Below are 25,286 nucleotides of genomic sequence, written 5' to 3' on the forward strand. Positions count from 1 at the left end.
CCGCTCATCATCAACGCAGGTGTAACTCATGCCGCTGCCGGAGCGAAGCGGAGGTGACGGCATGAGTGGTACGGAGCGCAGCGGAGTGGCCGCTCATCATCAACGCAGGTGTAACTCATGCCGCTGCCGGAGCGAAGCGGAGGTGACGGCATGAGTGGTACGGAGCGCAGCGGAGTGGCCGCTCATAATAGATGCAGGTGTAACTCGTGCCGCTGCCGGAGCGAAGCGGAGGTGACGGCATGAGTCGCCGTGCGGTGATCGCCGGGATCGGCGCGACGGAGTTCTCCAAGCAGTCCGGGCGCAGCGAGCTGCAGCTGGCCTGCGAGGCGGTGCTGCTCGCGCTGGCCGACGCCGGCCTCGAACCGTCCGATGTGGACGGCCTGGTCACCTTCGTCAACGACAGCAACCCGGAGATCGAGGTCGCCCGCAACACCGGCATCGGCGAGCTGACCTTCTTCACGCGGGTCGGCTACGGCGGCGGCGCGGCCTGCGGCACCGTCCAGCAGGCGATGCTGGCGATCGAGCACGGCGTCGCCGACGTGGTGGTGTGCTACCGGGCGTTCAACGAGCGCTCGGGCGTGCGCTTCGGGCTCGGCCACGCCGACCGCCCGATGGCCGCCGGCGCCGACCGGGCCGGCTTCTCCTGGCTCACGCCGTTCGGGCTCAACACCCCGGCCCAGGAGGTGGCGATCTTCGCCCGGCGGTACATGCACGAGTTCGGTGCCACGAGCGAGGATTTCGGCCGTGTGGCGGTGGTGGACCGCGCCTACGCCGCGAACAACCCGAAGGCGTGGTTCTACGGGCGCCCGATCACCCTCGCCGAGCACCAGGCGTCGCGCTGGATCGCCGAGCCGTTGCACCTGCTCGACTGCTGCCAGGAGTCCGACGGCGGCCAGGCGATCGTTGTCGCCGCGCAGGACCGGGTGGCCGGCCTGCGTCACCGCCCGGTCCGCATCCTCGGGGCGGCCCAGGGCAGCGGCGACGACCAGCATCTCATGACGAGCTACTACCGGCCGCAGATCTCCGGCATTCCCGAGATGGGGCTGGTCGCCCGCCAACTCTACGCGCAGAGCGGGCTCGCGCCGCGGGACATCGACGCGGCGATCATCTACGACCACTTCACGCCGCTGGTCCTGCCGCAGCTGGAGGAACTGGGCTTCTGCGGGCGGGGCGAGGCGGCGGGGTTCATCGCGGACGGAAACCTCGAGATCGGCGGGCGGCTGCCGACCAACACCCACGGCGGGCAGCTCGGCGAGGCGTACCTGCACGGGATGAACGGCATCGCCGAGGCGGTGCGGCTGGTGCGGGGCACGTCGGTGAACCAGCCCGAGGGCGTCGAGACGGTGATCGTCACGTCCGGCACGGCCGTGCCGACGAGCGGGCTGATCGTCGGGGTCGCTGAGTGATCGCGGAGCGAGCGGGGACGAGCGCCACGCCGGAGGTTCACCGCCTCGACCTGCGGCTCGGCTACGCCGACTGCGACCCCGCGCAGATCATCTACTACGGGGCCTGGTTCCCGTGGATGGAACGGGTCCAGACCGAGTGGTTGTACCTCAACGACCTGCGCCCCGACACCCTCGAAGAACGGTTCGGCTTCCGGATCGTCTCGCGGGCGGCGCAGTGCGAGTATCTGTCCCCGGCTCGGGTGTTCGACCGCATCGCGCTGTCGCTGCTGGTCGAGCACGTGGGCCGGACCTCGCTGCGCTGGGGCTTCCGGATGGTGCGGCACGACGACGCGGCGCTCGTAGCCCGGGCGTGGCTGGTCAACGTGACCATCGGGCCGGACGGCGAGCCGGTGCCCGTGCCGGAGCCGATGCGCTCCGCTCTGCTCAACGTGATGGCGCCGCATCGCTGAGCGCGGTGCGGCACTGCCGTCCGCGCGGAAGGCAGAGTGCCCAAACAAGCGCTTGACCGAGATCAATCGGAGGCGCTAGGTTCATGTGAACAAGCGCTTGGTTGTTCGACAACCGAGCCGTCGGGAAGAGGCCGGGTGCACTCCGATGCTTCGTTTCGCGGGAAAGCGGTTGTTGGCGGCAGTACCACTGCTGTTCATCGTGCCGTTCCTCGTCTTCGCTCTGATCAACTTCGCACCGGGTGATCCCGCCTACGCCCTGGCGGGCGACAACCCGACCCCCGAGCGGATCGCGATGATCCGGCACAACCTCGGCCTCGACGAACCCATGTTCGCCCGTTACGGGCAGTGGGTCTGGTCGGCGATGCACGGCGACCTCGGCGTCTCGTTCATCGCCGACCAGAACGTCACCGACCTCATCCTGCGCCGGGCCTCGACGACCGTGTCGCTGGTGGTGGTCGCCATGGTCATCGCCGTCGTCTTCGGCATGCTGTTCGCGATCCTGGCGTCGCTGCGCCCGAACGGCATCTTCGACCGCATCGTCAACTGGGTGTCCTCGATCGCGATCGCGGTACCGGCATTCTGGTTCGGCATCGTCCTGGCCTCGCTGTTCACGGTGTCGCTGCGGCTGTTCCCGGCCTTCGGCTACCGGCCGCTGGCCGACGGGTTCGGCACGTGGCTGTCCTTCCTCGTGCTGCCCGGGCTCGCGCTGGGCCTGCTACCGGCGGCCGAGGTGGCGCTGCAGCTGCGCTCGTCACTGGGTACCGTGCTCAAGAGCGACTACATTCTCAACGCCGAGGCCCGGGGCCTGAGCCGGCTCAGCGTCGTGCTGAAGCACGCGCTGAAGAACGCGGCCGTGCCGGTGGTGACCGTGCTGGGCTTCCGGGTCTCCGAGGTGCTGGCCGGCTCGGTCACCCTGGAGATCATCTACAACATGCCGGGCCTCGGCCGGCTCGCCGTCGACAGCGTCCTGGCCCGCGACGTGCCCGTCCTGCTGGGCTTCGTGCTCTTCTCGACGACCATCGTGGTCCTGGTCAACCTGCTCGTCGACATCTCCTACGGCTACTTCAACCCGAAGGTCCGCACATGACCGCAACCACCGTGGCGCCGACCCCGTCCGCGGATCAGCCGGAGGGCGGCGCGGTCGAGACCAGCCTTCTGCGCGGCATGCTGCGGCGCACCACCACCGTGGTCGCCGGCGGGTTCCTGCTGCTGCTCATCGTCGTGGCGATCCTGGCCCCCGTGGTGGCGCCGCACGACCCGAACGCCCAGGACGTCCTCAACCGGCTGCGCCCGCCGAGCGGCGAGCACCTGCTGGGCACCGACGACTACGGGCGCGACGTGCTCAGCCGGATCATCTTCGGCGCCCGGGTCTCCCTGGTGGCGGCGGTACAGGCGGCGGGCCTGGCGCTGGTGATCGGCCTGCCGCTGGGGATCATCGCCGGCTACGTGCGGGGCTGGCTGGAGGTGGTGCTCGTGCGCGTCATGGACGCCATGATGAGCACTCCATCGCTGGTGCTGGCCATCACGATCGTCGCCGTGCTCGGCCCCGGCATCACCAACGCCATGCTCGCGATCGGGCTGATCATGTCGCCGCGGTTCTTCCGGGTGGCCCGGGCCAGCACGATGAACGTGCGCCACGAGACCTACATCGAGGCGAGCATCGCCCTGGGCTGCACCGGCACGCGGACGGTCGTGCGGCACATCCTGCCCAACGTGCTACCGCCGATCGTCCTGGTGACCTCGGTGTCACTCGGCGCGGCGGTGGCCGCGGAGTCGAGCCTGAGCTTCCTCGGCCTCGGCGTGAAGCCGCCCGCCGCGAGCTGGGGATCGATGCTCACCACCGCGGCCGCGAACATGGACACGGCGCCGTTCATGGCCTGGCCGCCCGGCGTGATGATCTTTCTGACCGTGCTCTCCTTCACCTACCTCGGTGACGGGGTGCGCCGGGGCCTGACCCGGACCCGAGCGGAGTAGGCCGAGCGATGACCATCGACATGACCACAGCGCCGGACCTGCTCGACGTCCGCGGCCTGAGCGTCGAGTTCCCCGCGCGCGGCGGCGGCTGGGTCCGGGCCGTCTCCGACGTGTCGCTGCGGGTGGGGCAGGGGGAGTCGGTCGGGCTGGTCGGTGAGTCCGGCTCCGGCAAGACTGTCACCTCGCTCGCGGTGATGGGCCTGACCCGGCTGACCGGTGGGCGGATCGCGGAGGGATCGGTCGCCTTCGACGGCCGGGAGCTGACGTCGCTGCCGGAGCGGGAGTGGCGGGCGCTGCGCGGCGGGGGGATCGGCATGATCTTCCAGCAGCCGACGCGGAGCCTGAACCCGGCCTTCACCGTCGGCGACCAGATCGCCGAGTCCGTCCGGCGGCACCTCGGCCTGGGCCGGCGCGCGGCGCGGGCGCGGGCCGTCGAGATGCTCAAGCTCGTCGAGATCCCGCGCGCCGAGTCCCGGGTGGACGACTACCCGCACGCCTTCAGCGGCGGCATGTGCCAGCGGGTGATGATCGCGATGGTGATGGCGACCAACCCGCGCCTGCTCGTCGCGGACGAGCCGACGACCGCGCTGGACGTCACCGTGCAGGAGCGGATCCTGACGCTGCTGCGCGACCTGCGGGAGCAGACCGGGGTCGCGCTGCTGTTCGTCAGCCACGACCTGGCCGTCGTGGCGGACCTGTGCGAGCGGGTCGTGGTGATGTACGCCGGGGAGATCATCGAGGACGGCACCGCCGGGGACGTGTTCTACGAGCCCCAGCATCCGTACTCGGCCGGGCTGCTCGCGTCGATCCCCAATCCCCGCGCGGGTATCGGGAAGCGGCTTGCCTCGATCCCGGGTCAGATCCCGTCCGCGGGGACCTGGCCGGCGGGCTGCCGGTTCCAGGCCCGCTGCGGCTTCGCCGTCCCGGGGGTGTGCGACACCGCCCACCCGCCGCTGCTGCCCTCACCGGCCGGGAGCCTGTCCCGCTGCGTGCGGGCCGGAGAGATCACGCTGGAAGGGGTGGCGGCCGGATGAGCCTGCTCGAGGTCACGGGGCTGTCCAAGTCGTTCTCCTCGGGGCGCGACCTGCTCGGGCGGCGCAACCGGTGGACGCATGCGGTCCGCGACGTCAGCTTCACGATCGATCGTGGCGAGTGCCTGGCAGTGGTCGGGGAGTCCGGAGCCGGAAAGTCGACCGTCGGCCGGATGGTGCTGCGGCTCATCGAGCCCGACACGGGAACGATCACCTTCGACGGCGTCGACGTGCGGTCGCTGAAGGGCGGTCAGATGCGCCGCATGCGCCGGCGCATGCAGATGATCTTTCAGGATCCGTACAGCTCACTGGATCCGCGCATGCGGGTGGCCGACGCGGTCGCCGAGCCGCTGGTGGTTCACTCCACAATGGACGCCGCGGCGCGGGAGCGGCGGGTCGCCGAGCTGCTCGACACGGTCGGGCTCGGATCGAGGTACCTCGCCCGCTATCCCGCCGAGCTGTCGGGCGGCCAGCTGCAGCGCGTGGCCATCGCCCGGGCGCTCGCGCTGAACCCGAGCCTGATCGTGTGCGACGAGCCGGTCGCGGCCCTCGACGTATCGGTGCGGGCACAGGTGCTCAACCTGCTCAAGGACCTGCAGGAGGAGTTCGGGCTGGCCTACCTGTTCGTCTGCCACGACCTGGCGCTGGTCGAGGTGATCGCCGACTCGGTGCTGGTGATGGCCGCGGGGCAGGTCGTGGAGCGCGGCAGCGTGGAGCAGATCTTCCGTACGCCGGCTGAGGAGTACACCAAGCGGCTCCTCGCGGCGACCCCGGTTCCGATCCCCCGGCACTCGGCCCGCGGCCACGCGGGGGCGCCCAGCCCCGGCGTGACAGGCGTCTAGCGATCGGGCGTCATCGAAGCCTTGCCTCGGACAGGAGCCAGTCGGTGGATTCGCAGGATCGTCGATCGCTCATCTTGGAGAAGGCGGCGGAACTCTTCGCGACCAAGGGGGTCTCGGCCACCACGGTCCGGGAGATCGCCGACGTCACCGGCATGCTGTCCGGCAGCCTCTACCACTACTTCGAGTCCAAGGACGACATGGTGGCCGCCATCGTCATCCGCTATCTCGAAGACCTCAACGCCTGCTACGGCGCGATCCCGGCCGATATCGACCCGGCCGAGCAGTTCGTGCGGCTGGTCGAGGGCTCGCTGTCGATCATCGAAGCCCACCCGTACGCCACGGAGATCTACCAGAACAGCGGGAACTACCTGCACTCGCTGGCCAGCTACGAGAAGATCCGGCAGGCGGTGGGTGGCGTACAGCGGCGCTGGGTCGACCTGCTCGAGGCCGGCGTGGCCGCCGGGGTGTTCCGCTCGGACGTGCCCCCACGGGTGCTCTACCGCCTGGTTCGCGACGCCCTGTGGTTGTCGGTGCGCTGGTTCACCCCGTCCGAGGACTACCCCACCCGGCGGTTCGCCGCCAACTTCGTGTCGGTCTTCCTGCACGGCATCCGTCGTGACGGCGCCGGCTCCCGCGCCCTGCCGGCCGGCGACGCGGCGCCGCTCCCCGGCCTCAGGCGGCCACCTCGACGAACGTCGCCTCGCTCTCGACCGTGACCACGCCGCCCGCCGAGACCGTGGCGTACACCTTGATCCGGCGCCCCACCCGTTCGGTGATCCGCGCGGCGAAGGTCAGCTCCTCCTCCAGCGGGGTGCGGTGCCGGTAGCGCAACAGCAGCGTGCCGGTGACGGCCCGCACGCCGGTCGTGCGGATCAGCTGGCCCATGAGGCTGTCCACGACCATGGCGACATACCCGCCGTGCACGGCGTCGGGTGGCCCCTCCACGAGCGGGCTCACGCGCGCCGTCGCGGTCAGACCGCCCTCGGCGTCGGGGATCATCATGATCGGCCCGGAGAGCGGGTTGAGGCTGCCCGAGACCGCTTCGTGGGTGGGGTGCATGCCCCCGTCGCCGTTCGGGCTGGTCTCCAACCGGCGGATCAGGCGCGGCCGGCTGCGCTCGCGCAGCGTGGCGGTCACCCGGGTGACCGCGTCGGTGGCCGCGCGCACGTCCGCCTCGTCGACGTCGGTCAGCCCGACCGCCACCATCAACTCCCGGGTCGCGTGGACGAGCTCGGCCAGGTTCGCCGGCCCGGCCGGGGGCGTCGCGTTCACGGCCGCTCGACGATCGTCGCGGCGGACGGCGCGCCTCCGCGCCGGCCGAAGGGCGTGCGCGCGGCGTCGACGATGACGGCCTGCTTCATGTGCGGCTCCAGGCGAGTGTGGGGCGGTGGGGTGCTCGACGCCGTCCAAAATCCAGATCCGCCACGCCTCACCGCTGAACCAAGCGCTTGCTTGCTTCACCTTAGCAGTCGCCATGATCACGTCAAAGCCCTTGCGAGGCGTGCGCGGCAACGGACGGGATGACCGGCGGGAACGGCGGAACCCCTGGCCGGCGGGTGGCCGGAACAGGGGCTCCTTGACGCGATCGGCCTATGTCAGCCGTCGGACTCCGGCGACGGGATGTAGGTGCCCGGCACGCAATCCGGCGCGAAGAACTTGCCCTCGCCGGGGTACGCCTTCGTCCAGTCGTGCGCCGGGTACCACGTGAAGTGGTTCATCTGCGCGGGGTTCGCGAAGTCGGCCCTGGCGTCGGCCCCGGCGACCCGTTGAGGGTCTCGGCCTGGCTGGTCGCGGCGAGCCAGATCCCGCCCGCCATGGCGAGCACGCCGATGGCTTGGAAGCCGATCTGCGGCCAGGTCGTGGAGAGCCGTTCGTGGAAGGCGGTCACGCCGATCAGCACGCTGGTGAGCGGGTCGAGGATGACGATCGCCGTGAGCGGCACGGCGATCCGGCCGCTCTGGAAGGCGTGCTGGTTGAGCACGACGGCACAGGCGCCGACGACCGCCAGCACGTAGACCTGCGGGGTGGTCAGCACCGACAGCGGATCGGTGGTGAGGTCCGCCGCGAGCGTCTTGAGCAGGGAGGCGCCGATGCCGAAGAGCAGGCCGGTGGCGATGCCGAGCAGAGCGCCGCGCAGCGGGCCGCGTGCGCGCTCGCCGGCCACGAGGCAGACGGCCAGGGCGGGGGTCGCCCACAGCGCGACGCCCAGCCAGCCGGCCAGCGACGGCTGGGACAACCCCGGGCGCGGTTGCGCGGAGAGCAGGAAGACGGCCAGTCCGCTCCCGCCCAGCGCCACCACGCCGAAGTCCGACACGTGTATCCGGCGCCGGTTGAGGGCGGCGGCCAGCGGGATGGCCAGGAAGAGCCCGCTGACCAGCAGCGGCTCGACGAACGCCAGCGGGGCGCGGCTGAGGGCGAGCGCTTGCAGGCCGGCGCCGACGGCCTCCGGGATCCAGCTCAGCAGCCACCTCGGCTGGTGCGCCAGCCGTATGATCAGGCGCGGGTCGAGCGGCCGCGACAGCTGCTCCCGCTTGGCCGCGCTCTGCTCCAGCGCGGATGCGACGGCGAAGCAGACGGCGGAGCCGACGCCCGCGAGCACCGCGACGAGGTCCACAGGGCGCGCCCGCCGGCTGCCGTGCCGCCGGTCAGCGCCGCGCGGCCGGAATGCCGTACCTCGTCGTTGGAACAGCACTCAGTGCGCGCATGTGGCCTCTCCTACCACGATCCGCGAGGGCTAATCCTGTGGGCCCATCGCGGCCCGTACCTCGCCGCGGTAAGCGCCCCGCTGAGGTGTCCATCGCCGTGCCGCAGGGTAAGCCGAGGGCATGGTGTACGCCATGGCGGTCTGTGCCGCGGCGCTGATGGGGATCGGCAACGCGATCCAGCAACGCGCCGCGGCCCGCGCCCCGGCCGCTACGGTCCTGCACTGGCGGCTGCTGGGGTACCTGGTTCACCAGCGGTTGTGGCTGGGCGGCATCGCCGTCGCGGTGGTCGGCAACATCCTGGCCGGCATCGCCCTCGGCCTGGGCAGTGCCGCTCTGGTGGAGCCGCTGACCGTGACCGGGTTGCTGTTCGCGTTACCCGTGGCGGCGCTCTGGAGCCGTTACCGGGTCGGCCGGCGGGAATGGTCGGGCGCGATCGCCGTGGTTGCCGGCGTGGTCGCGTTCCTGCTCGCGGGGGAGCCGAGTCCGGGCGAGCGCGCGGACGCGCCGATCTGGCAGTGGGCGGTCGCCGCGGGGGCGATCGGCATCATCACCTTCGGCCTGGTGTCGCTCGCCCGGCGGATGCGCCCGCAGCACGAGGCGGCGATGCTCGGGCTCGGCGCCGGCATGCTCTTCGGCCTGCAGGCCGCCCTGACCAGCACCGCCGTGCGGCGGCTGTTCGACCATGGGGTGCTGATGCTGCTGCTGTCGTGGACGCCGTACGCGGTCGTGGCGGTCGCCGTGATCGGCATACTGCTCGCGCAGAGCGCGTACAAGCTCGCCCCGCTGCCGGTGTCCTATCCGCCTGTGGTGGCGGCCGAACCGCTCGCCGGCGTCGCCATCGGGATCGGGGTGCTCGAGGGTTCCCTGCGGATGGCGCCGCTCACGATCGCCGTCGAGATCCTGGGGCTGGGGGTGATGACCGTCGGTGTGTACGCCCTGGCCGCCACGCACCTGGTCGAGGCGCACCACCGTCCTCACCACCTTCCGCACCTGCCCCATCGTCTGCACCACGACCGCGGGTGAGGAGGCGTTGCCGCTCATCGAACGGCGCGGCGCGCGCGGACGAGCTCCGCGACCGACCACGCCTGGAACGGGCAGCCGGTGGCGGCGTGCGGCGCGTCGCCGTCCGCGGTCTCCGACACCGAGCCCAGGCCCCATTCGCCGAGGTGGAGTTCGAGGCCGTCGAGCAGTCCGCCGGTGTCGGCACCGACGCGCAGGGAGGCGTCGGTGAACGGTCCGATCAGCCAGGGCCAGACGGTGCCCTGGTGGTAGGCGTGGTCTCGCTCGGCCGGGCCGCCGCTGTGCCGGCCGACGTAGGCGGGTGCGTCGGGCGCGAGGGAGCGCAGGCCGATCGAGGTGAGCAGCGCCTCGCGGCACACCTCCACCACCCGCGGGTCCACGATCGGCGCGTGCGGCAGGCCGACGGCGAGCAGCTGGTTCGGGCGGAGGGACGGGTCGTCGCCGCCCGGCCCGTCGACGACGTCGTAGAGTCCGAGCCCGTCGGGCCGGGGGAAGCGACGCCGGAACGAGGCCGTCGCCAGCTCCGCGGCGGCGCCCCAGTCGTTCGGCCGGCCGATGCGGTCGAAGAGGTCCGCGGTCACGGTGAGCCCCTCGATCCACAGCGCGTTGATCTCGACCGGCTTTCCGCGGCGTTCGGTGACGGGCCGGCCGCCGACGCGGGCGTCCATCCAGGTGAGCGCGAATCCGGGGGACCCCTGCGTGAGCAGGCCGTCGACCGGGTCGGCCGCGATGCCGTAGCGCGTGCCTTTCTGGTGGTGGCTGAGAACGTCGTGCATGCTGTCGCCGAGGGCGGCGACGATGTCCAGGTCCCCTGTCGCGTCGACGTACCGGCCGATGGCGTGCAGGAACCACAGGGCCGCGTCCGCGGTGTTGTATTCCAGTGTTCCGGTGTCCGCGGTGTTGGCGAGCATCCCCTCCGACACCGTCGCACTGGCCCGCGTCAGGACCTCGCGGGCCTCGTCGAGCCGGTTGGTGGCCAGCAGCAGCCCCTCGAAGGACGTCATCAGGTCGCGCGACCACTCGCCGAACCAGGGGTAGCCGGCTACGGCCGAAGGCCCCGCGGGGGTGTCGATGACGAACTGGTCGGCCGCGACCGCGAGCTGCCGTCCGGCGGCGTCGGTGGCGCCGGCCTGCCGGCTCAGCTTGCGTGCTCGCCGGCGTGCCTCGTTGATGAGGCGGGTGGCCGGCGGCAGGACGCCGTCGAAGGGCGTCGCGGCCGCGGTGATCTGCACGGTACCGCCGGGCTCCAGCTCGGCGGTGAACCGCCCGGCCGCCCAGAGATCCTCGACCGGGTTCAGCCCGCGGGCGGCCTCCTCGCGGGCGTACACCCCGCGGTACCAGTCGCCGTCGGGCTGCCACCCCGGGCCGGCCACCCGGTAGGCGTTCTCGAACTCGAAGCCGCCGGCGACCGCGGTCACCTCCGGCGCGCCGCCGGCGAGGCGTTCGCCGTGCGCGTCCCGCCACGTGCACAGCGGGATCAGGTCCAGCACGACCGGGCGTGGGGCCTGCAGCAGCCGGAACACGACGCCGACCGCGGGGCGGCCGTGCGCCATCGCGAGCTCGCGCTCCAGCACCACGTCGCCGAGGTCCCAACGCCAGCTCGGCACGCCGTGCTCGAGGCTGAACTGCGCGAGATGCGTGTGACCGGCGGGGTCGACGGCGCCGCCGGCCCATTCGTCGGTGGCGAGCCGGAACACTCGTTCGCCGACCCGCACGACGGGCTCCAGCGCCGCGAGGCCGAGCCTTCGGGAGCTCGCTCCGGGTGACGCGACCACCAGCAGCCCGTGATACCGGCGGGTGCGCAGACCGGAGACCGTGCCCATCGCGTATCCGCCGAGCCCGTCGGTCACCAGCCACTCGCGGGAGGAGGCGAGCTCGAGGTCGCCGCAGACCTGCCGGCCGAAGGCGATCATGACCGCGCCTCCAGGCGCTCGGGCCGCCGCGACGTCGGCCGGGCCACGAGCTCCGCCAGCAGGCCGGTCCAGCCGGTCTGGTGCGACGCGCCGAGCCCGGCGCCGTTGTCGGCGTGGAAGTACTCGTAGAACAGCAGGTTGTCGCGCCAGCGCGGGTCTTCCTGCAGCGGCCGCACCCACCCGTGCGCGGGTCTGCGACCGTCGGGCCCGCGGCGGTACAGCGAGAGCATCCGCTGCCGCAGGTCCTCGGCGATCTCCCCGGCGGTGCGCAGCTGCCCGGACCCGGTCGGGTACTCGATCTTCATCGACTCGCCCAGGTGCGAGTGGTAGTCCTCCAGCGTGCGCAGCACGAGGTAGTTCAGCGGTACCCACAGCGGCCCGCGCCAGTTCGAGTTGCCGCCGAACATGCCGGTGCTCGACTCCGCCGGCTCGTAGCCGACGCTCGCGGTGTAGCCGGGCAGCTCCACGCTGAACGGGTTCTGCGCATGCCACCGCGACAGCGCGCGCAGGCCGTACGGCGACAGGAAGCTGTCCTCGTCGAACAGGTGCGTCAGGACGCGGCGTACCCGACCCTGCGCGGCGACGCCGACGCCGACGAACCGCTCGCCGTCGGGCCTGGTCAGGACATGCTCCTCGGGTATCTCCGCGAGGCTCTTGCAGCGCCGGCGTACCCGCTGGAAATCCTCCTCGTGCAGGACCTTGGTGGAGAACAGCGGGATGATGCCCACCATCGACCGGACCCGCAGCGGCACGGCGGAGCCGTCGGCGCCGCGCAGGACGTCGTAGTAGAACCCGTCGTTGTCGTCCCACAGGTCCTTGCCGTGCATCGCCTCCGAGATCAGCCCGAAGTGCTCCATGAACTTGACGGCGAGGTCGTCCAGCGCCGGGTTGTGCCGGGCCAGTTCGTAGGCCATCTCCAGCAGGTTGATGCAGTAGAAGGCCATCCAGGCCGTCGCGTCGGACTGCTCGAGGGAGAACCCGGCGGGCAGGTGGGAACGGTCGATCGGACCGATGTTGTCCAGGCCCAGGAATCCGCCCTCGAACAGGTTGTTGCCCTCGGCGTCCTCCCGGTTGACCCACCAGGTGAAGTTCAGGACCAGCTTGGAGAAGACCCGGGTCAGGAAGGCGATGTCGCGCCGCCCGTCGATCTGGAACACCTGCAGCGCCGCCCACGCCTGCACCGGAGGGTTGAGGTCGTCGAACGCCCACTCGTAGGCCGGGATCGCGCCGTTGGGGTGCTGGAACCACTCGCGGCAGAGCAGGATCAGCTGGTACTTCGCGAAGGCCGGGTCGAGGTGGGCGAGCGCGACGGCGTGGAAGGCCGAGTCCCACGCGGCGAACCACGGGTACTCCCAGGGATCGGGCATCGACATGATGTCGGAGGCGTCCAGGTGGCGCCAGCCGGCGTTGCGGCCGAGCCGGCGGCCCGGCGGCGGTGGCGGCTGCGCGGGGTCGCCGCTGAGCCACCGGCCGACGTCGTAGTGGTAGAACTGCTTGCCCCAGATCATGCCGGCGAACCCCTGCCGCATGATCATCCCGTCCTCGGCGCTGGTGCCGGGCGGGGTCAGCGCCGCGTAGAACGTGTCGGCCTCGTCGCGCCGCTGGGTGAGCACCTCCTCGAAGGCCGGGCCGAACGCGTCCGGGCCGGCGTCCGGCGCCAGGCGCAACGACAGTTCCACCGTCTCGCCGGGCGGCACCGTGAGCCGGTACCAGAACGCCGCCTTCGTACCCTCCTGGGCCGGGTTGACGGTGCCGGCGCCGTGGACGATGTGGTCGTTGATGCCGTCCTTCGGGTACGCCGTGGCCGGCGGGCTGCCGAACAGCCGTTGCGTGTTGGTCTCGTTCTCGCAGTACAGCTGCGCCGGGAGCGTGCCGTCGGGCGCCGGCGCGGCCTGCAGCACCAGCGGGCCGAGGTTCTCGTGCTCGATGCCGATCCCGGACCCGCCGGCGACGTCCACGTGGGCCAGGCGCGGCTTCGGTGCGCCCGCCTCCCAGGACCACGTGTTGCGGTACCACACCGTCGGCAGCACATGGATCGTCGCCGCCTCGGGCCCGGCGTTGGTCAGCCGGACCCGGATCCGCACGTCCGTGGGGTCAGCCTTCGCGTAGTCGGCCTCGACGATCCAGTACCGGTCGTCGTCGAAGACGCCGGTGTCGAGCAGCTCGAACTCCGGCTCCTGCCGCGAACGGGTGCGGTTCTCGGCGACCAGCCGCTCGTACGGGAAGGCCCGCTGCGGGTAGTGGTAGCGCCAGCGCAGCCAGGCGTGGCTCGGTACCGCGTCGAGGTACCACCAGTACTCCTTGGCGTCCTCGCCGTGATTGCCCTCGTTGCCGGTCAGCCCGAAGATGCGCTCCTTGAGGATCGGGTCCTGCCCGTTCCACAGCGCGAACCCGAAACACAGCCGCTGCTGCGCGTCGCAGATGCCGCCGAGGCCGTCCTCGCTCCATCGGTAGGCGCGGGACCGCGCGTGGTCGTGCGGAAACGCCTCCCACGCCGTGCCGCCGCCGCTGTAGTCCTCGCGTACCGTGCCCCACGCCCGTTCGCTGAGGTACGGACCCCACAGGTACCACGGGCTCGCGTCGAGCAGCCCGTCCTCGGGGGGCCCGAACGACGCCACCCGCTCCCGCTCCGGATTGTTCACATCGCAAGATGATCATCCCCGCCGCGCGACGTCGTCACCCAGCCCGCGTGAGCTTCAACGGCCCGGCGTTGTCAGGAGCTGGTGAGGATGACGAGCTGCCGGGTCGTCCGGGTCATCGCGACATAGCGGTCGACCGCTGCTTCGATGCCCTCGCCGAACGCCTCGGGGTCGATGAGCACGACCAAGTCGAACTCGAGCCCCTTCGACAGCTCCGGGGTCAGCGACCGGACGCGGGGCATCGCCGGGAACGTCGCCGAGAACCCTGGATCGCCGATGACGCAGGCGATCCCATCGGCGTGCGCGGCGAGCCAGGTGTCGAGGATCGAGGCCAGATCCGCGGCGGATCCGTGTACGACGGGGACGCCGCTGCCGCGGATGGAGGTCGGTACGTTGGCGTCCGGGAGTACGGCCCGGATGACCGGCTCGGCTTCGGCCATGGCCTCCTTCGGCGTGCGGTAGTTGATGCTCAGGGAGGCCAGGTTGATCCGGTCGAGCCCGTTGCGCTCGAGCCGTTCCTGCCACGACTCCGTGAACCCGTGCCTGGCCTGCGCGCGGTCCCCGACGATGGTGAAGCTGCGGGACGGGCAGCGCAGCAGCAACATCTGCCACTCGGCGTCGGTCAGTTCCTGCGCCTCGTCCACGACGATGTGCGCGAACGGGCCGGCGAGCCGGTCCGGTTCGGTACCGGGCAGCGCGGCCTCGTCGACCAGGGAGTTGCGCATGTCCTGCCCGTACAGCATCGTCAACACGCCTTCACCGTCGTCATAGGCATCGGCATGGATCAGGTCGTCGACGACGTCGGCCATGCGCGCGCGTTCGGCGGCGGCAGCGGCGGTGTGCTGCCGCCGCCGTCGTGACGCCTCCGGGTCGCCGAGCCGCTGCCGTGCCGCGTCCAGGAGCGGCAGGTCGGACACCGTCCAGGCCTGCGCGTCCGTGCGCTGCAGCTGCTGAACGTCGTCGCGGCTGAGCCAGGGAGCGCACTTGCGCAGGTAGGCGGGTACCGACCACAGGTCACCGACGAGGTCGGCCGCCTCGAGCAGCGGCCAGGCGCGGTTGAAGGCCGTGCGCAGCTCCCTGTCGCGCTCCAGCGACATGCGCAGGAGGTGCTCCGGCTCGTCGCCGTCGTGCTTGTTCGCCAGGGTGGTGAGCAGTTCCTCCCAGACCTGGTCGCGCGCCTCGTTGTGCGGCGTGCCGGGTGCAGCTTCAAACGCCTCGGCCCAGTCGTCGGCGCTCAGCCAGATGTCCGACTCGTCGGTGGTGACCGCCATCCCCTTGGCGGGCGGCTCCTCGTAGAACCTGACGGCCGCCTCGATCGCCCGCACCAGCTGAGCGGACGACTTCAGCCGGGCCACCTCCGGGTCGGTCTCGATCGCCGCCGCCGCTCCTTCGGCGACGAGGTCCCGCAGAGTGCAGATCAGCACGTCCTCCTCCCCGAGGCTGGGCAGGACGTCGGCGACGTAGGCCAGGTAGGGCTGGTGCGGGCCGACGAACAGTATGCCGCCCCGGCGGTGACCGAGGCGGGGGTCGGAGTAGAGGAGGTAGGCGGTGCGGTGCAGCGCGACGACGGTCTTCCCGGTGCCCGGACCGCCGTCGACGACGAGAGCGCCGTGGGACCCCGCTCGGATGATGGCGTCCTGGTCGGCCTGGATGGTGCCGAGCACGTCCCGCATCCGGGCCGACCGGTTGCCGCCCAGGCTGGCGATGAAGGCGGACTGGTCGTCGAGCGCGGCGTGCCCCTCGAGCCCGTCCGGGGTGAACACCTCGTCCCAGTAGTCGGTGATCCGGCCCTTGGTCCAGCGGTACCTGCGGCGGCTCGCCAGACCCATCGGGTTGGCGTGGGTCGCCGCGAGAACGGCTCGGCCGCCGGGGAGCGCCAGTCGAGCAACAGCCGGCGACCCGCTCCGTCCGTGAGGCCGAGACGTCCGACGTACACAGGCTCGGGGTTGTCCGCGCCGACCATGCGACCCAGGCACAGGTCCATGCCGAAGCGGCGCAGGGCGCGCAGGCGAGCGCTCAGCCGGTGGACCGCCTGGTCCCGGTCCAGCGCCTGCCGGCCTTTACCGCCGGACGCCTTGCGCTCGGCGTCGAGGCGGCCGGACAGGTCGGCGATCGACTGCGCGAGGCTCGCCGCGATGGCCGCGAAGTGCTGCTCATCGCGGGCGATCAGCGCCGGGTCGGCCTTGGGGGAGAGGTGGTCGGGAAGGTAGAACACGCCGGTGGCCAGGGGGTCCACGTCATCAGCTCCGATCTGAGGCCGCCAGCGATTCTGCGGCAGGACCCGGGTCTTGCCACAAGCCCCCCGGTGCGATATACGTTGAGAATGGAAAGGGGCGCGGAGCGCTTACCTTTCCATTTCTTTGTTTAGAGCGACCGTCAATTGGCTGGCAGCGGCAGTCCGCGAGCAAGGCCTCCGTGGCCATGCGCCCGGCGCCCACAGTGCATGGGACTCTCCATGATCACGGAGCGAACGTGCTGGCCCTTGTGCATTTTTACTCCGTGATCACGGCGAACATGATGGTCGGGCGACGCAGATCGCAGGCATTTAGGCTGCTTTTGTTAGGGCCGCTTTTTGTTAGGGCTGTGCCGCCGTCTGGCAGCGCATGCCGTTCAGGACGAAGATGTCGGGAATCGTCCCGGCGTGCTGACCGTCGATGTTGGCGCCGACGTCGGTCACCGACACGCCGGCTCCGAGATCCGGATGGCCGTCGAGGCCGGTGACGGTGACCTGTGCGCCCTGTTGGTGCCACGTCCCGTTCCAGCCGGACTCCGTGTGTACCCGACCGTCGACGTCGAAGCTGAGAGCCCATTCCGGCAGCGTCTTCCGGCCGGTGTTGGTGATCGACAGCGCCACGGTGGCGCCGTTGTCCCAGGCCTGCTTCACCTGGTACGCGACCGTGCACGACGCGGTGGACGCCGGGCCCGCGCCGGTGCTCGGCGAACTCGTCGCGCCCGCCGAGGCGCCGGCTCCGGGCAGGCTCGACGCGGACGCGCTCGGTGCGGGCCCGCCGGACCCGGTGGACCACCGGACCTGGCCGGACCCTCCGGAGCGCAGCAGCGCGCCGGCGACGGCCGTCCCGGCGAAGCCGACGGCCACGGCCACGGCGCAGCCCACGACCACCTTCCGCAGCCGGCCGGGCCGTGCCCGCGGCGGGTGCTCCGTCGTCGCCGGCAACTCCCTGGTGTAGCCCAGGTTGGCGGTCTCGTCGTGCGACGGATTGACGACGCGGACGTCGACGGCACCCACCCGTACACCTGCCAGGGCCGCGAGGCGATGGGCCAGTGCCGCCGAGGACGGGCGCATGGCCGGTTCGGCGGCGAGGCAGCGCTGGTAGAGCGTCGCGACCTCCAGCGGCATCCCCGGGATCAGCGGTAGCGGCGCCGGCTCCGGGTCGTCGCGCAGCAACCCTGCCCGGCCCGTCGCCGGCGGGTGGCCGGTCAGCGCCGCGAACAGCACGACGCCGAGCGCGTACACGTCGGCGGCCTGCTCCCGGGCGCGGTCCGCCGGACCGGTCCGGCGCTCGGGCGCGGCATAGGCGGACCTGCCGCCGCCCGCTCTGGCGCGGACGATCGAGGCGATGCCGAAGTCGACCACCTTGACGCCGACGTCGGTGAGCATGATCGTCTCGGGCGTGACGTCTCCGTGCGCCAGGCCGCGGGCGTGCGCCGCCGACAGCGCGGCGGCGACATGGGCGCACACCTCGACGGCGCCGCGCCACGGCAGCGGACCGCGGCTGAGCCGGTCGGCGAGCGGGACTCCGTCGATGAGTTCCATCACGATGAAGGCCTCGTCGCCGGCCACGCCGTAGTCGTGGACGGCTCGGACGTTCGGATGGTTCAGCAACGCCGCGGCCTGTGCGGCGGCCCGCAGGCGCCCGTCGGCATCCAGCTTCGCGGCGAGCAGCCGCACGGCGACCCGCCGCCGGAGGACCTCGTCCTGCGCACTCCAGACGAAGGAGGTTCCGCCCTCACGCACGCGTTCGATCAACCGGTACCGACCGGACACCAGCCTCGGCATCTCCACCACGCAGACAGTGTGCCACAGACATTTCTGTTCAAATGCCAGGGAATACTGGCGAATATGGACAACCCTCGCTAGCCCCACGGCCTCAGGTACCGGTTCATGATCGATGCGCGGTCACGCGTCCGGGCGGATTGTATGAAGCGCCGGCCCGGCACGCATTCCCGCGGGACGGGCCGGCGCGGTTACCGGGTGATGCCGAGCGTGGCGATCAGGTCCTCGTGGAGCTCGAACCAGACCCGGTGGCACGAGTCGACCTCGACGCCGGTGATCCACGCCGGGTCGTGGCCGGCCCGGGCCAGCGCGGCGGCGAACCGGTCGTGGTAGCCGGCGAACCGGCCCAGGTGGGTGGCCAGGGGCCGTTCGAGCTCGCGCAGCTCGCCGGCGAGGCCGGCCAGCCGGCGGAACGTGTCCGCGGGACCGCCGGCGTCCAGCTGCCATGCGGTGAAGATCTGGGTCGCCCGGGAGTTGAGCGGCAGGAACCGTTCGTGGACGGCGGCGACGGTCCCGTGGGCGCCGGCGCGGTCGAGCTCGTCGCGGAGCTGGGCCTCGTTGCGCCGGTACCCGTTCCCGGTGAGCGACCACCCGGTCAGGTCGGCGAACGAGGACCTGCTGAGCCAGCCGTGTGCCTGGGCGTCCAGGAGCTCCTCGCGGGTCTGGTCGGTGTCGAGGCCGAACCGGGCGGCGACGGCGGCGGTGCCGGCGAAGCCTTTGAGCCGCACCGCGTGCAGCGCCAGCAGCTCGATGGGAGACGGGTGGCCCATCAGTCGCATCCTCCGGTGATCGTGCCGGCGGTCCCGTCGACGGTGACGGGTGCGCCGTCGGTCAGGCTGGTCATCGCGTCACCGGCGCCGACGACGGCGGGGATCCCGAACTCCCGCGCGACGATGGCCGCGTGGCTGAGGACGCCGCCGGTCTCGGTGACGACGGCGGCGGCGAGGCGGAACAGCGGGGTCCAGGCCGGGTCGGTGGTCCGGCATACCAGGATGTCGCCGTGCCGGACGCTGGAGAACTCATCGACCGAGCGCACGAGGCGGGCCGGTCCCCGCGCTCGGCCGGGACTGCTGGGCACACCGGTGACCAGCGGGGCAGCCGAGTCCCGGCCGGCCTCGGCCGCCGGGTCGCCGAGCGCGGTGATCGGGCGTGCCTGCAGCAGCCAGATGTGGTCGTCGCGGACCACCCACTCGACGTCCTGGGCTCGGCCGAAGAGGTCCGCGCACCGCCGGCCGAGCGCGACGAGCCGGGGTACCTCGTCGGGCGGCACACAACCGCGGGCCCGGTCCGCTTCGGGGACGGGCGAACGCACCAGCCCGTGCTCGCGCAGGTCGAGCCGGGTCTGTTTGGTACCGACGGTGACCCGGACGGTGTCCGCGGGCGCGGTCACGATGATCTCGTCGGGAGTCACCGCGCCGGAAACGACGGACTCCCCGAGGCCCCAGGACGCGTTGATCACCACCGCGTCGGCGCCGGTGCGGGGGTCGCGGGTGAACAGCACGCCCGCGTGGTCGGCCTCGACAAGCTCCTGCACGAGCACCGGCGCGGCGGGCTCGCCGTCGAGGTCGAGGTGTGCCCGATAGCCGCGCGCCCGGTCCGTCTGCGGCGAGGCGGCGCAGCGCCGGATCGCGGCCAGGACCTCGTCGAGGCCCCGGGCGCCGAGGACGGTTTCCAGCTGCCCGGCGAAGGACGCCGTCGCGGAGTCCTCGGTCAGCCCCGACGATCGGACCGCGAACGCCCGGCCGCGCAGCCGGCCCAGGTGCTCCGCGACCACCCGAGGGCCGGCGGCCGGGTCGGTGACGACGAACCCGTCCGGGACGGGAAGGCCGGCGCGCAGCAGCACGGCGAGCCCGTGGGCCTTGCGGCCGCAGGCGGGGCCGGCGTGGACGAGCGGGACGACGCTCACGAACCGGCGTCCCCGTCGAGCCGGGCCAGCACCCGCTCGTGCCGCTGCTGCGCCGCCTGAGCGGTCCGCAGGCCCAGCGGCCGCGCGACCTGGGCCCAGGTCAACCCCTCGGCGCGGGCGACGAACAGCAGGCCCGCCTCGAGCTGGTCGAGCTCGGCGCGGGCGGCGGCGAGCAGCGCGATCGCGGCCAGCAGGTCGTCGGGCAGCTCCAGCGTCCCGCGGTCGGTGCTGGCGCGCCACAACGCCTGGCGGATCAGCGTGAACGCGTCGTGCGGCTGGTCGTCGGCCAGCCACGGCAACCGGGGCAGGTCCTCGCCGCCGCGGGCGGTCAGCCGATCCCGCGCCCACCGCTCGACGGCCCCCGCCGATTGATCGTCCGATCCTTCAAGCACGCGCCCAGCATCGACTTCAACAATCTGTTTGTCAACAGGCTGTTGAGGTTCGCGATCGCGGGATCGGCTAGCCGAGCGGCTTCCAGTAGTCTTCCGACGGATCCTGAGCCGTGAGCCATCGCAGGAGCGCCTCGATCGACGAGCGGTGCGACTCCGAACAGACCTCGTGCCACCGGTACAGCAGCAGCTCGTGGATCCGGACGGCCCGCAACGCGCAGTCGACGACCCAGGCGTCCACGGCCCGGACGACGGCGACCTCCTCGGCATCTCCCCGCAGCAACGCGGTGCAGTCGATGTCCGTGGCGATCTGGAATCCGTCGCCGGCCGCGAACACGGAAAACTCGACGGTCCGCTCGCCCGAATCCACGTCGATCGTCCGCGCGAACACGATGACGTCGTCACCGGCGGGCACGGGCATGCCGTTGCCGGCCGCACCGGGCGGAATCACATAATGTACCCAGAACGTCATGCGTCAGATGCTAAGCACCCTCGGGCTGCTGCCGTGCGTGCTGGGAGGTCATCCGGTGTCCGAATCGGTGTTCCTGACGGCGGCGATCGCTGTTGCGAAACCGTGCCTGCGGGCGTATCTCAGAGCACCGGTCAAGCCGGCATCGGGATGGTCGCAAGAGCAGTGGGCCGGCATCGCCGCGCCCGGTCCGGGTCGAGCGCCGTACCTCGACGAGCTTCCCGCCGCGATCGAGGAATGCGACCGGTGGATCGACGGCGACTACGCGACCGTGCTCCGTGAGTTGGCCCATGACGACGAGCTGATGTTCCGGTTCGACGAGGCGAGCGGCTCGCTGGCCATCGACCTCTCCTGCCGGGCCGACTTCCGGCTGCCGACGCTGGTCTGGGCGTTCACGGTACTTCGCGGGATCGCCGAGTTCATGGCGGACGGCGACCATGGGATCGTGACCGCGACCACCGACTGGAACGAGGACAGCATCCTGATGCGGCTGGCGCCGAAACACGCGGCATTTCTCGACTCCGACGGCGACGCCAGAGCCCGCGCGGAGGCAAGGAACCGCGAGATCGACATTCGATCCGCGGCCTGTGATGCCGATCAGGCCGACTCCGCCGCCGAAACCATCGACTGGCTGATCGACGACTGACGTCAGGATCCGCGTCCGGATCAGCTGAGCAGCGCGTCGCCCCGCGCGGTGCGCACGTAGAAGACCAGCCGGCCGGCCCGCCGCCGGGTGACCAGGCCAGCGGCCGCGAGCCGCGAGAGGTGGGCCGAGACCCCGCTCGGGGCCAGCCCGGTGCGGCGCGCCAGCGATGTCGTCGTCGACGGGGTCGTCAGCTCGACCAGCAGGGCCGCCCGGGCCTGGCCGAGCACCGGTGCGAGGTCGACCGCGGGTGGGTCATCGAACCACATCGCGCCCACGCCCCGAGTGGGATATCGCAGCACCGGCGCCCAGGGCTCGGACGCCTTGACGAAGACGTTCGGCCACGCGAACAGCGACGGCACGAGCACCAGGCCGCGCCCGCCGAGCTCGTGGTGCAGATCCAGCTCGGGCCGGTTCACCGACAGCACGCCGTCCGACCACGAGATCGTGGGATCGAGTTCGGAGAACATCCGGTGCGGGCCCGCGTCGGCCAGGCGCCGTGCCCGAAACATCACCTGTCGTTCGTTCGCCGCAACCACACCTTGCGCGCGATCACCGTCGCTGGAGCGCTCGTGAACTTCGCGACCGCGGGCACGGTCGCGATGCTGCCGCTCATGCTGGTCCAGGAACTGCACTGGTCGGAGGGCCAGCTGGGTCTCTTCCTCGGTGCCAGCGGAACCGGTGGCCTGCTCGGAGCGTTCTTCGGGGAGCGGTTGTCGAGGTTCCTCGGTGCCGGTCGCTCGGTACTCGTGATCGGTCTGGTGATCGCTCCGGTCTCGTTCGTGGTGCCGCTTGCCGGTCGGGCCGTTCCCGGGCCGGTCGCCGCGCTCGCGTGGGCACTCGTGATCTTCAAGGTCGGCTTCGACAGCGTGGTGCTGATGTCGTTCCGTCAGCACGTCACGCCGTCGCGGCTGCTGGGACGCGTCAACGGCACCCTGCGCGTGATCTTCAGCGGCGCGCTCACGCTCGGCGCGGCGGTGGCGGCATTCATCGGCGATCTCTCCGGTCCGCGCGCCGCCACCTGGGTCGCCTGCGCCGCGCTCGCGCTGGTGTGGGTGCCGATCCTGTACTCCCCGATGCGCCGGCAGACCCTCGGCGGATCTTGAACCTCGTTCCGTCGCTGGCGCGGCCCGACACGGGTCGGCGCTGTTCGGGGCGAGTCGGGGCACTATCGTTCTGGCGTGCACATTCGATTCGACGTGCCGGCCGATCCCGCCTATCCGGGCCGCGTGGCCGCGGTGCTCAGCAGCGTCCGGCTGCGCAAGTACGGCTACATCGGCGCGGCGCTGCTGGCGGCCGGGGTGATCGGGCTCGCCGTGCGGGAGGCCGGCTGGGGTGAGCGGGCCTCGTCGCTGTACCTCGCGATGGTCGTGGGCGGCCTGCTCTCGATGCTGTACTCGCCGTGGGTGCGGTTCAACGCCCGGCGCCGCTCCAGTAGCTACGCCGTCGAGGGCAGCTACGACATCACCGACGACAACATCATGATGCACAGCGGCTCCGAGTCCGGCGGCATCGCCTGGGAAGGGGTCACCCGGGTGGTGGACACACCCGAGTTCTGGATCCTGTACGTCGGACGGATGCCGGCAACCGTGATCCCGCGCCGCTTCATGTCCGCCGAGGACGCCGAGACGCTCGGAACCTTCATGGCGGAGCACGGGCTGCTCGACTCCTGACGGGCACGCCTATTCGCCGCTCGGAGGCTGCCCGTCGTAGACGAGAAGTCCGTCGTCGCGGAGACGTACTCGCGGGTTGAGCGGATGCGGGACGAGCCGGCCGTCGTGCATCAGATGCAGGACAGGCCATCCGCGTGCGAGCACCACGAAGTCGGCGATGAGGCGACGGTGGCAACGCCACCAGACGGCTTCGCTGCACATGACGGCCGTCCGCCGATCCGCGGCCTCCTCGAGGAGCAGCGTGATCGCGTCGAGGAAGTCCGGCGTCCGGGTGTGTGCGGCGTATCCACGGAAGGACTCGTTGCGCCAGGCGGTGTCGGGTGAGTCCGGCGGCGATTTGCGGAATCCGCCCAGTCGCGGTTCCCGGCGGTACGCGATCCCGAGATCGGGCAGCCACTGCCGCAACCGCTCCCTGCCGACGTCCGGGTTGCGGCGGCTTCCGGGCGCGCTCCTGACATCCACCACGGCGGCGATTCCCGCTGGGCGAAGCAGGTCTGCGAGCTGGTCGCGGTCCGCCGTACCGTGTCCGAAGGTGACGAGCGCCGGCTGTCCCATGCCTTCCAGGATCGTCCGATCCCGGGGCTCGCTGCCGCCGACGGGAGCGAGTCATCCTCGGGGTTCAACCGCGCCGGCACTCGGCGGGGGCGTGCCGGCGCGGGCCAGGATGCCGATGGCGGCGGCCGCGCAGGTGGCGCCGATCGCGGTCAGCGTGATGCCGTAGCCGGCGGCGGTGGCCAGGGCCGCGGCGGCGAGCGGGGCGGCGGCCCTCGCGAGGGTGACCGGGGTGGCGAGGGTGCCGGCGATGGTGGCGTAGCCGGTGGTGCCGTACCGGTCGGCGAGCAGGGCCGGTGAGGCGAGCGATGCGACGCCGAACCCGACGCCGAACGCGACCACCCCGGCCACCGCGCCGGTGCGGCGCCGGCCAGCACCGGCAGCGCGGCCGCGGCGACGGCCTGCACGGCGAACACGCCGGCCACGACCGTGGTCATGCGGAACCTGCGGCGGGCGCCGGTGAGCAGCAGCCTCCCGGCCACCGACAAAACACCGAGCAGGCCGGCGACCGTGGCGGCGAACATGGCCGGGTGACCCTTGCCGGCCAGGAAGCCGACGAGGTGGATGGTCATGGCGCTCATGGCGGCGCTGTGGGCGACGAACGCGGCGGCGAGGCACCAGAACCGGCGGTCGCGGTGGGCGGCGCGGACCGCTGCCGCCCGCTCGGCGGCACTCGGGCGCCGGGTTCCGTCGTGCCGGCCGGCCGGTGGGCGCACGACGGCGTAGTGCAGGGGGACGGCGACGGCCGCATAGAGCGCGGCGAGGATCAGCAGGGTCGTGCGCCAGCCGTGGTGCTGTTCGAGCAGCCCGGTGAGCGGCATGAAGATGGTGGAGGCGAACCCGGCCACGATGATCATCGCAAGGATCGCCCGCGGTTGCCGCTCGGCGTCGAACCAGGAGACGACTCCTTGTTGACGCACGCGATGTAGATCAGTAATCATTGAGTCAATGAATGTTGAGCTTGCTTCGTTGCGGGCGCGGGCCCGGGTGCACGCCGCGCTCGGCGACCCCGCCCGCCTTGCCATCGTCGACGCCCTGACCCTCGGCGACGCCTCACCCGGCGAGATCGGCCACGACCTCGGCCTGCCGACCAACCTCGTCGCGCACCACGTCAAGGTGTTGCAGGACGCGGGGCTGGTCGCGCGCAGCCGGTCGGAGGGCGACCGGCGCCGCACCTATCTGCGGCTCGTGCCCGAGGTTCTCGCATCGCTTGCCCCGCCCTGTCTGGACCCCGCCGAGCGGGTGGTGTTCGTCTGCACGCACAACTCGGCGCGCTCGCAGCTGGCCGCCGCGCTGTGGCGGCACCGGGTCGGCGGCCCGGTCGCCTCGGCCGGCACCCATCCCGCTGTGCGGGTGCACCCGCGCGCGGTGAAGGTCGCCCACCGGCACGGCCTGGCCCTCGACCCGACCGGCACCGCAAAGATCGGCGACGTCGTCCGCGAGGGCGACCTCGTCATCGCGGTCTGCGACAACGCCCACGAGGACCTCGCCGGGCCGGCCGCCCCGGTCCACCCGCGCCTGCACTGGTCGGTGCCGGACCCGGTCCGGACCGACACCGACGCCGCGTTCGAGGCCGCCTACACCGACCTCGCCGGCCGCATCGACCGCCTCGCGCCGGCGGTCGTCCCCGACTCTCGCCTTCCCGAGTAGCACCCGGAGT

Annotated in this window: 25 protein-coding genes and 2 pseudogenes; 12 read left to right on the forward strand and 15 right to left on the reverse strand. The window is 71.8% G+C overall.

Annotation, left to right across the window (positions count from 1 at the left end):
- The first annotated feature begins 239 nt into the window (after positions 1-239).
- The 7 genes from ABT297_RS09140 to ABT297_RS09170 all read left to right on the forward strand — a co-directional run bounded on the left by ABT297_RS09140 (position 240) and on the right by ABT297_RS09170 (position 6,418).
- On the forward strand, positions 240-1,406 hold the full coding sequence (locus ABT297_RS09140) for a lipid-transfer protein (protein ID WP_350546545.1): 1,167 nt from the start codon (positions 240-242) through the stop codon (positions 1,404-1,406).
- Entirely contained in the window at positions 1,403-1,855 is a 453-nt protein-coding gene (locus ABT297_RS09145; RefSeq protein WP_350546547.1) for an acyl-CoA thioesterase, read from the forward strand. Before ABT297_RS09140 ends, ABT297_RS09145 begins: the two co-directional genes overlap by 4 nt.
- A 145-nt stretch (positions 1,856-2,000) precedes the next feature.
- A complete protein-coding gene (locus ABT297_RS09150) occupies positions 2,001-2,942 on the forward strand; it encodes an ABC transporter permease (RefSeq protein WP_350546549.1) in 942 nt (313 codons plus the stop codon).
- Positions 2,939-3,829 (forward strand): ABC transporter permease, encoded by an 891-nt coding sequence (locus ABT297_RS09155; RefSeq protein ID WP_350546551.1) that lies wholly within the window; start codon positions 2,939-2,941, stop codon positions 3,827-3,829. Before ABT297_RS09150 ends, ABT297_RS09155 begins: the two co-directional genes overlap by 4 nt.
- Positions 3,830-3,837: 8 nt before the next feature.
- Positions 3,838-4,863 carry an ABC transporter ATP-binding protein gene (locus ABT297_RS09160; protein ID WP_350546554.1) on the forward strand — a complete coding sequence of 342 codons (1,026 nt, stop codon included), beginning with the start codon at positions 3,838-3,840 and terminating at the stop codon, positions 4,861-4,863.
- Positions 4,860-5,702 carry an ATP-binding cassette domain-containing protein gene (locus ABT297_RS09165; RefSeq protein WP_350546557.1) on the forward strand — a complete coding sequence of 281 codons (843 nt, stop codon included), beginning with the start codon at positions 4,860-4,862 and terminating at the stop codon, positions 5,700-5,702. The genes ABT297_RS09160 and ABT297_RS09165 overlap by 4 nt, the downstream gene beginning before the upstream one ends.
- A gap of 44 nt (positions 5,703-5,746) precedes the next feature.
- Positions 5,747-6,418: a TetR/AcrR family transcriptional regulator gene (locus tag ABT297_RS09170; protein WP_350546560.1), complete on the forward strand. Its 672-nt coding sequence runs from the start codon at positions 5,747-5,749 to the stop codon at positions 6,416-6,418.
- On the opposite strand, the gene ABT297_RS09175 is transcribed toward ABT297_RS09170, so the two are convergent.
- The 3 genes from ABT297_RS09175 to ABT297_RS09185 form a co-directional block, all read right to left on the reverse strand.
- On the reverse strand, positions 6,375-6,974 hold the full coding sequence (locus tag ABT297_RS09175; RefSeq protein ID WP_350546562.1) for a PaaI family thioesterase: 600 nt from the start codon (positions 6,972-6,974) through the stop codon (positions 6,375-6,377). The genes ABT297_RS09170 and ABT297_RS09175 overlap by 44 nt on opposite strands.
- Positions 6,975-7,297: 323 nt before the next feature.
- Entirely contained in the window at positions 7,298-7,420 is a 123-nt protein-coding gene (locus ABT297_RS09180) for a hypothetical protein (protein WP_350546565.1), read from the reverse strand.
- The gene (locus tag ABT297_RS09185; RefSeq protein ID WP_350546567.1) at positions 7,417-8,316 is read right to left on the reverse strand and encodes a DMT family transporter; all 900 of its coding nucleotides are present in this window, start codon (positions 8,314-8,316) and stop codon (positions 7,417-7,419) included. Before ABT297_RS09185 ends, ABT297_RS09180 begins: the two co-directional genes overlap by 4 nt.
- Before the next feature lie 211 nt (positions 8,317-8,527).
- On the opposite strand from ABT297_RS09185, the gene ABT297_RS09190 reads away from it, so the two are divergent.
- Entirely contained in the window at positions 8,528-9,430 is a 903-nt protein-coding gene (locus ABT297_RS09190) for a DMT family transporter (RefSeq protein ID WP_350546570.1), read from the forward strand.
- A 14-nt stretch (positions 9,431-9,444) separates the two neighbouring features.
- Here the strand turns inward: ABT297_RS09190 and ABT297_RS09195 are convergent, their stop codons facing one another.
- The 8 genes and pseudogenes from ABT297_RS09195 to ABT297_RS09230 all read right to left on the reverse strand — a co-directional run bounded on the left by ABT297_RS09195 (position 9,445) and on the right by ABT297_RS09230 (position 20,761).
- Positions 9,445-11,340, reverse strand: coding sequence for an amylo-alpha-1,6-glucosidase (locus ABT297_RS09195; protein WP_350546571.1), 1,896 nt, complete (start codon positions 11,338-11,340; stop codon positions 9,445-9,447).
- Positions 11,337-13,982 (reverse strand): MGH1-like glycoside hydrolase domain-containing protein, encoded by a 2,646-nt coding sequence (locus ABT297_RS09200; RefSeq protein ID WP_350546573.1) that lies wholly within the window; start codon positions 13,980-13,982, stop codon positions 11,337-11,339. Before ABT297_RS09200 ends, ABT297_RS09195 begins: the two co-directional genes overlap by 4 nt.
- Positions 13,983-14,053: 71 nt before the next feature.
- Positions 14,054-16,206 (reverse strand): annotated as a pseudogene (gene helR, locus ABT297_RS09205) (RNA polymerase recycling motor ATPase HelR).
- A gap of 348 nt (positions 16,207-16,554) precedes the next feature.
- Positions 16,555-17,997 (reverse strand): protein kinase domain-containing protein, encoded by a 1,443-nt coding sequence (locus ABT297_RS09210; RefSeq protein ID WP_350546754.1) that lies wholly within the window; start codon positions 17,995-17,997, stop codon positions 16,555-16,557.
- Between the two features lie 188 nt (positions 17,998-18,185).
- Positions 18,186-18,764 carry a transcriptional regulator gene (locus ABT297_RS09215; protein ID WP_350546575.1) on the reverse strand — a complete coding sequence of 193 codons (579 nt, stop codon included), beginning with the start codon at positions 18,762-18,764 and terminating at the stop codon, positions 18,186-18,188.
- A complete protein-coding gene (locus ABT297_RS09220; RefSeq protein WP_350546577.1) occupies positions 18,764-19,900 on the reverse strand; it encodes a PEP/pyruvate-binding domain-containing protein in 1,137 nt (378 codons plus the stop codon). The genes ABT297_RS09215 and ABT297_RS09220 overlap by 1 nt, the downstream gene beginning before the upstream one ends.
- Positions 19,897-20,292, reverse strand: coding sequence for a DNA-binding protein (locus ABT297_RS09225; RefSeq protein WP_350546579.1), 396 nt, complete (start codon positions 20,290-20,292; stop codon positions 19,897-19,899). The genes ABT297_RS09220 and ABT297_RS09225 overlap by 4 nt, the downstream gene beginning before the upstream one ends.
- A 67-nt stretch (positions 20,293-20,359) precedes the next feature.
- Positions 20,360-20,761 carry a hypothetical protein gene (locus ABT297_RS09230; RefSeq protein WP_350546581.1) on the reverse strand — a complete coding sequence of 134 codons (402 nt, stop codon included), beginning with the start codon at positions 20,759-20,761 and terminating at the stop codon, positions 20,360-20,362.
- Between ABT297_RS09230 and ABT297_RS09235 the strand changes: the two genes are divergently transcribed.
- Positions 20,760-21,404: a hypothetical protein gene (locus ABT297_RS09235; protein ID WP_350546582.1), complete on the forward strand. Its 645-nt coding sequence runs from the start codon at positions 20,760-20,762 to the stop codon at positions 21,402-21,404. The two genes, ABT297_RS09230 and ABT297_RS09235, sit on opposite strands and share 2 nt — an antisense overlap.
- A gap of 20 nt (positions 21,405-21,424) precedes the next feature.
- On the opposite strand, the gene ABT297_RS09240 is transcribed toward ABT297_RS09235, so the two are convergent.
- The gene (locus ABT297_RS09240; RefSeq protein WP_350546584.1) at positions 21,425-21,913 is read right to left on the reverse strand and encodes an ArsR/SmtB family transcription factor; all 489 of its coding nucleotides are present in this window, start codon (positions 21,911-21,913) and stop codon (positions 21,425-21,427) included.
- On the opposite strand from ABT297_RS09240, the gene ABT297_RS09245 reads away from it, so the two are divergent.
- Complete coding sequence (locus ABT297_RS09245; RefSeq protein WP_350546586.1) at positions 21,875-22,507, forward strand: MFS transporter; 633 nt, start codon at positions 21,875-21,877, stop codon at positions 22,505-22,507. The genes ABT297_RS09240 and ABT297_RS09245 overlap by 39 nt on opposite strands.
- Positions 22,508-22,582: 75 nt before the next feature.
- Entirely contained in the window at positions 22,583-23,074 is a 492-nt protein-coding gene (locus tag ABT297_RS09250; RefSeq protein ID WP_350546587.1) for a YcxB family protein, read from the forward strand.
- A gap of 9 nt (positions 23,075-23,083) precedes the next feature.
- On the opposite strand, the gene ABT297_RS09255 is transcribed toward ABT297_RS09250, so the two are convergent.
- The 3 genes and pseudogenes from ABT297_RS09255 to ABT297_RS09265 form a co-directional block, all read right to left on the reverse strand.
- Positions 23,084-23,629 carry a DUF488 domain-containing protein gene (locus tag ABT297_RS09255; protein ID WP_350546589.1) on the reverse strand — a complete coding sequence of 182 codons (546 nt, stop codon included), beginning with the start codon at positions 23,627-23,629 and terminating at the stop codon, positions 23,084-23,086.
- 51 nt (positions 23,630-23,680) lie between these two features.
- Positions 23,681-23,968 carry a hypothetical protein gene (locus ABT297_RS09260; RefSeq protein WP_350546759.1) on the reverse strand — a complete coding sequence of 96 codons (288 nt, stop codon included), beginning with the start codon at positions 23,966-23,968 and terminating at the stop codon, positions 23,681-23,683.
- Between the two features lie 71 nt (positions 23,969-24,039).
- A pseudogene (locus tag ABT297_RS09265) lies at positions 24,040-24,651 on the reverse strand (MFS transporter); the annotation flags it as partial.
- Between ABT297_RS09265 and ABT297_RS09270 the strand changes: the two are divergent.
- On the forward strand, positions 24,575-25,276 hold the full coding sequence (locus ABT297_RS09270) for an arsenate reductase/protein-tyrosine-phosphatase family protein (protein WP_350546591.1): 702 nt from the start codon (positions 24,575-24,577) through the stop codon (positions 25,274-25,276). The pseudogene ABT297_RS09265 and the gene ABT297_RS09270 sit on opposite strands and share 77 nt — an antisense overlap.
- The last annotated feature ends 10 nt before the right edge of the window (positions 25,277-25,286 follow it).

The sequence above is a fragment of the Dactylosporangium sp. NPDC000555 genome (genome assembly GCF_040300025.1).
Lineage (GTDB): Bacteria > Actinomycetota > Actinomycetes > Mycobacteriales > Micromonosporaceae > Dactylosporangium.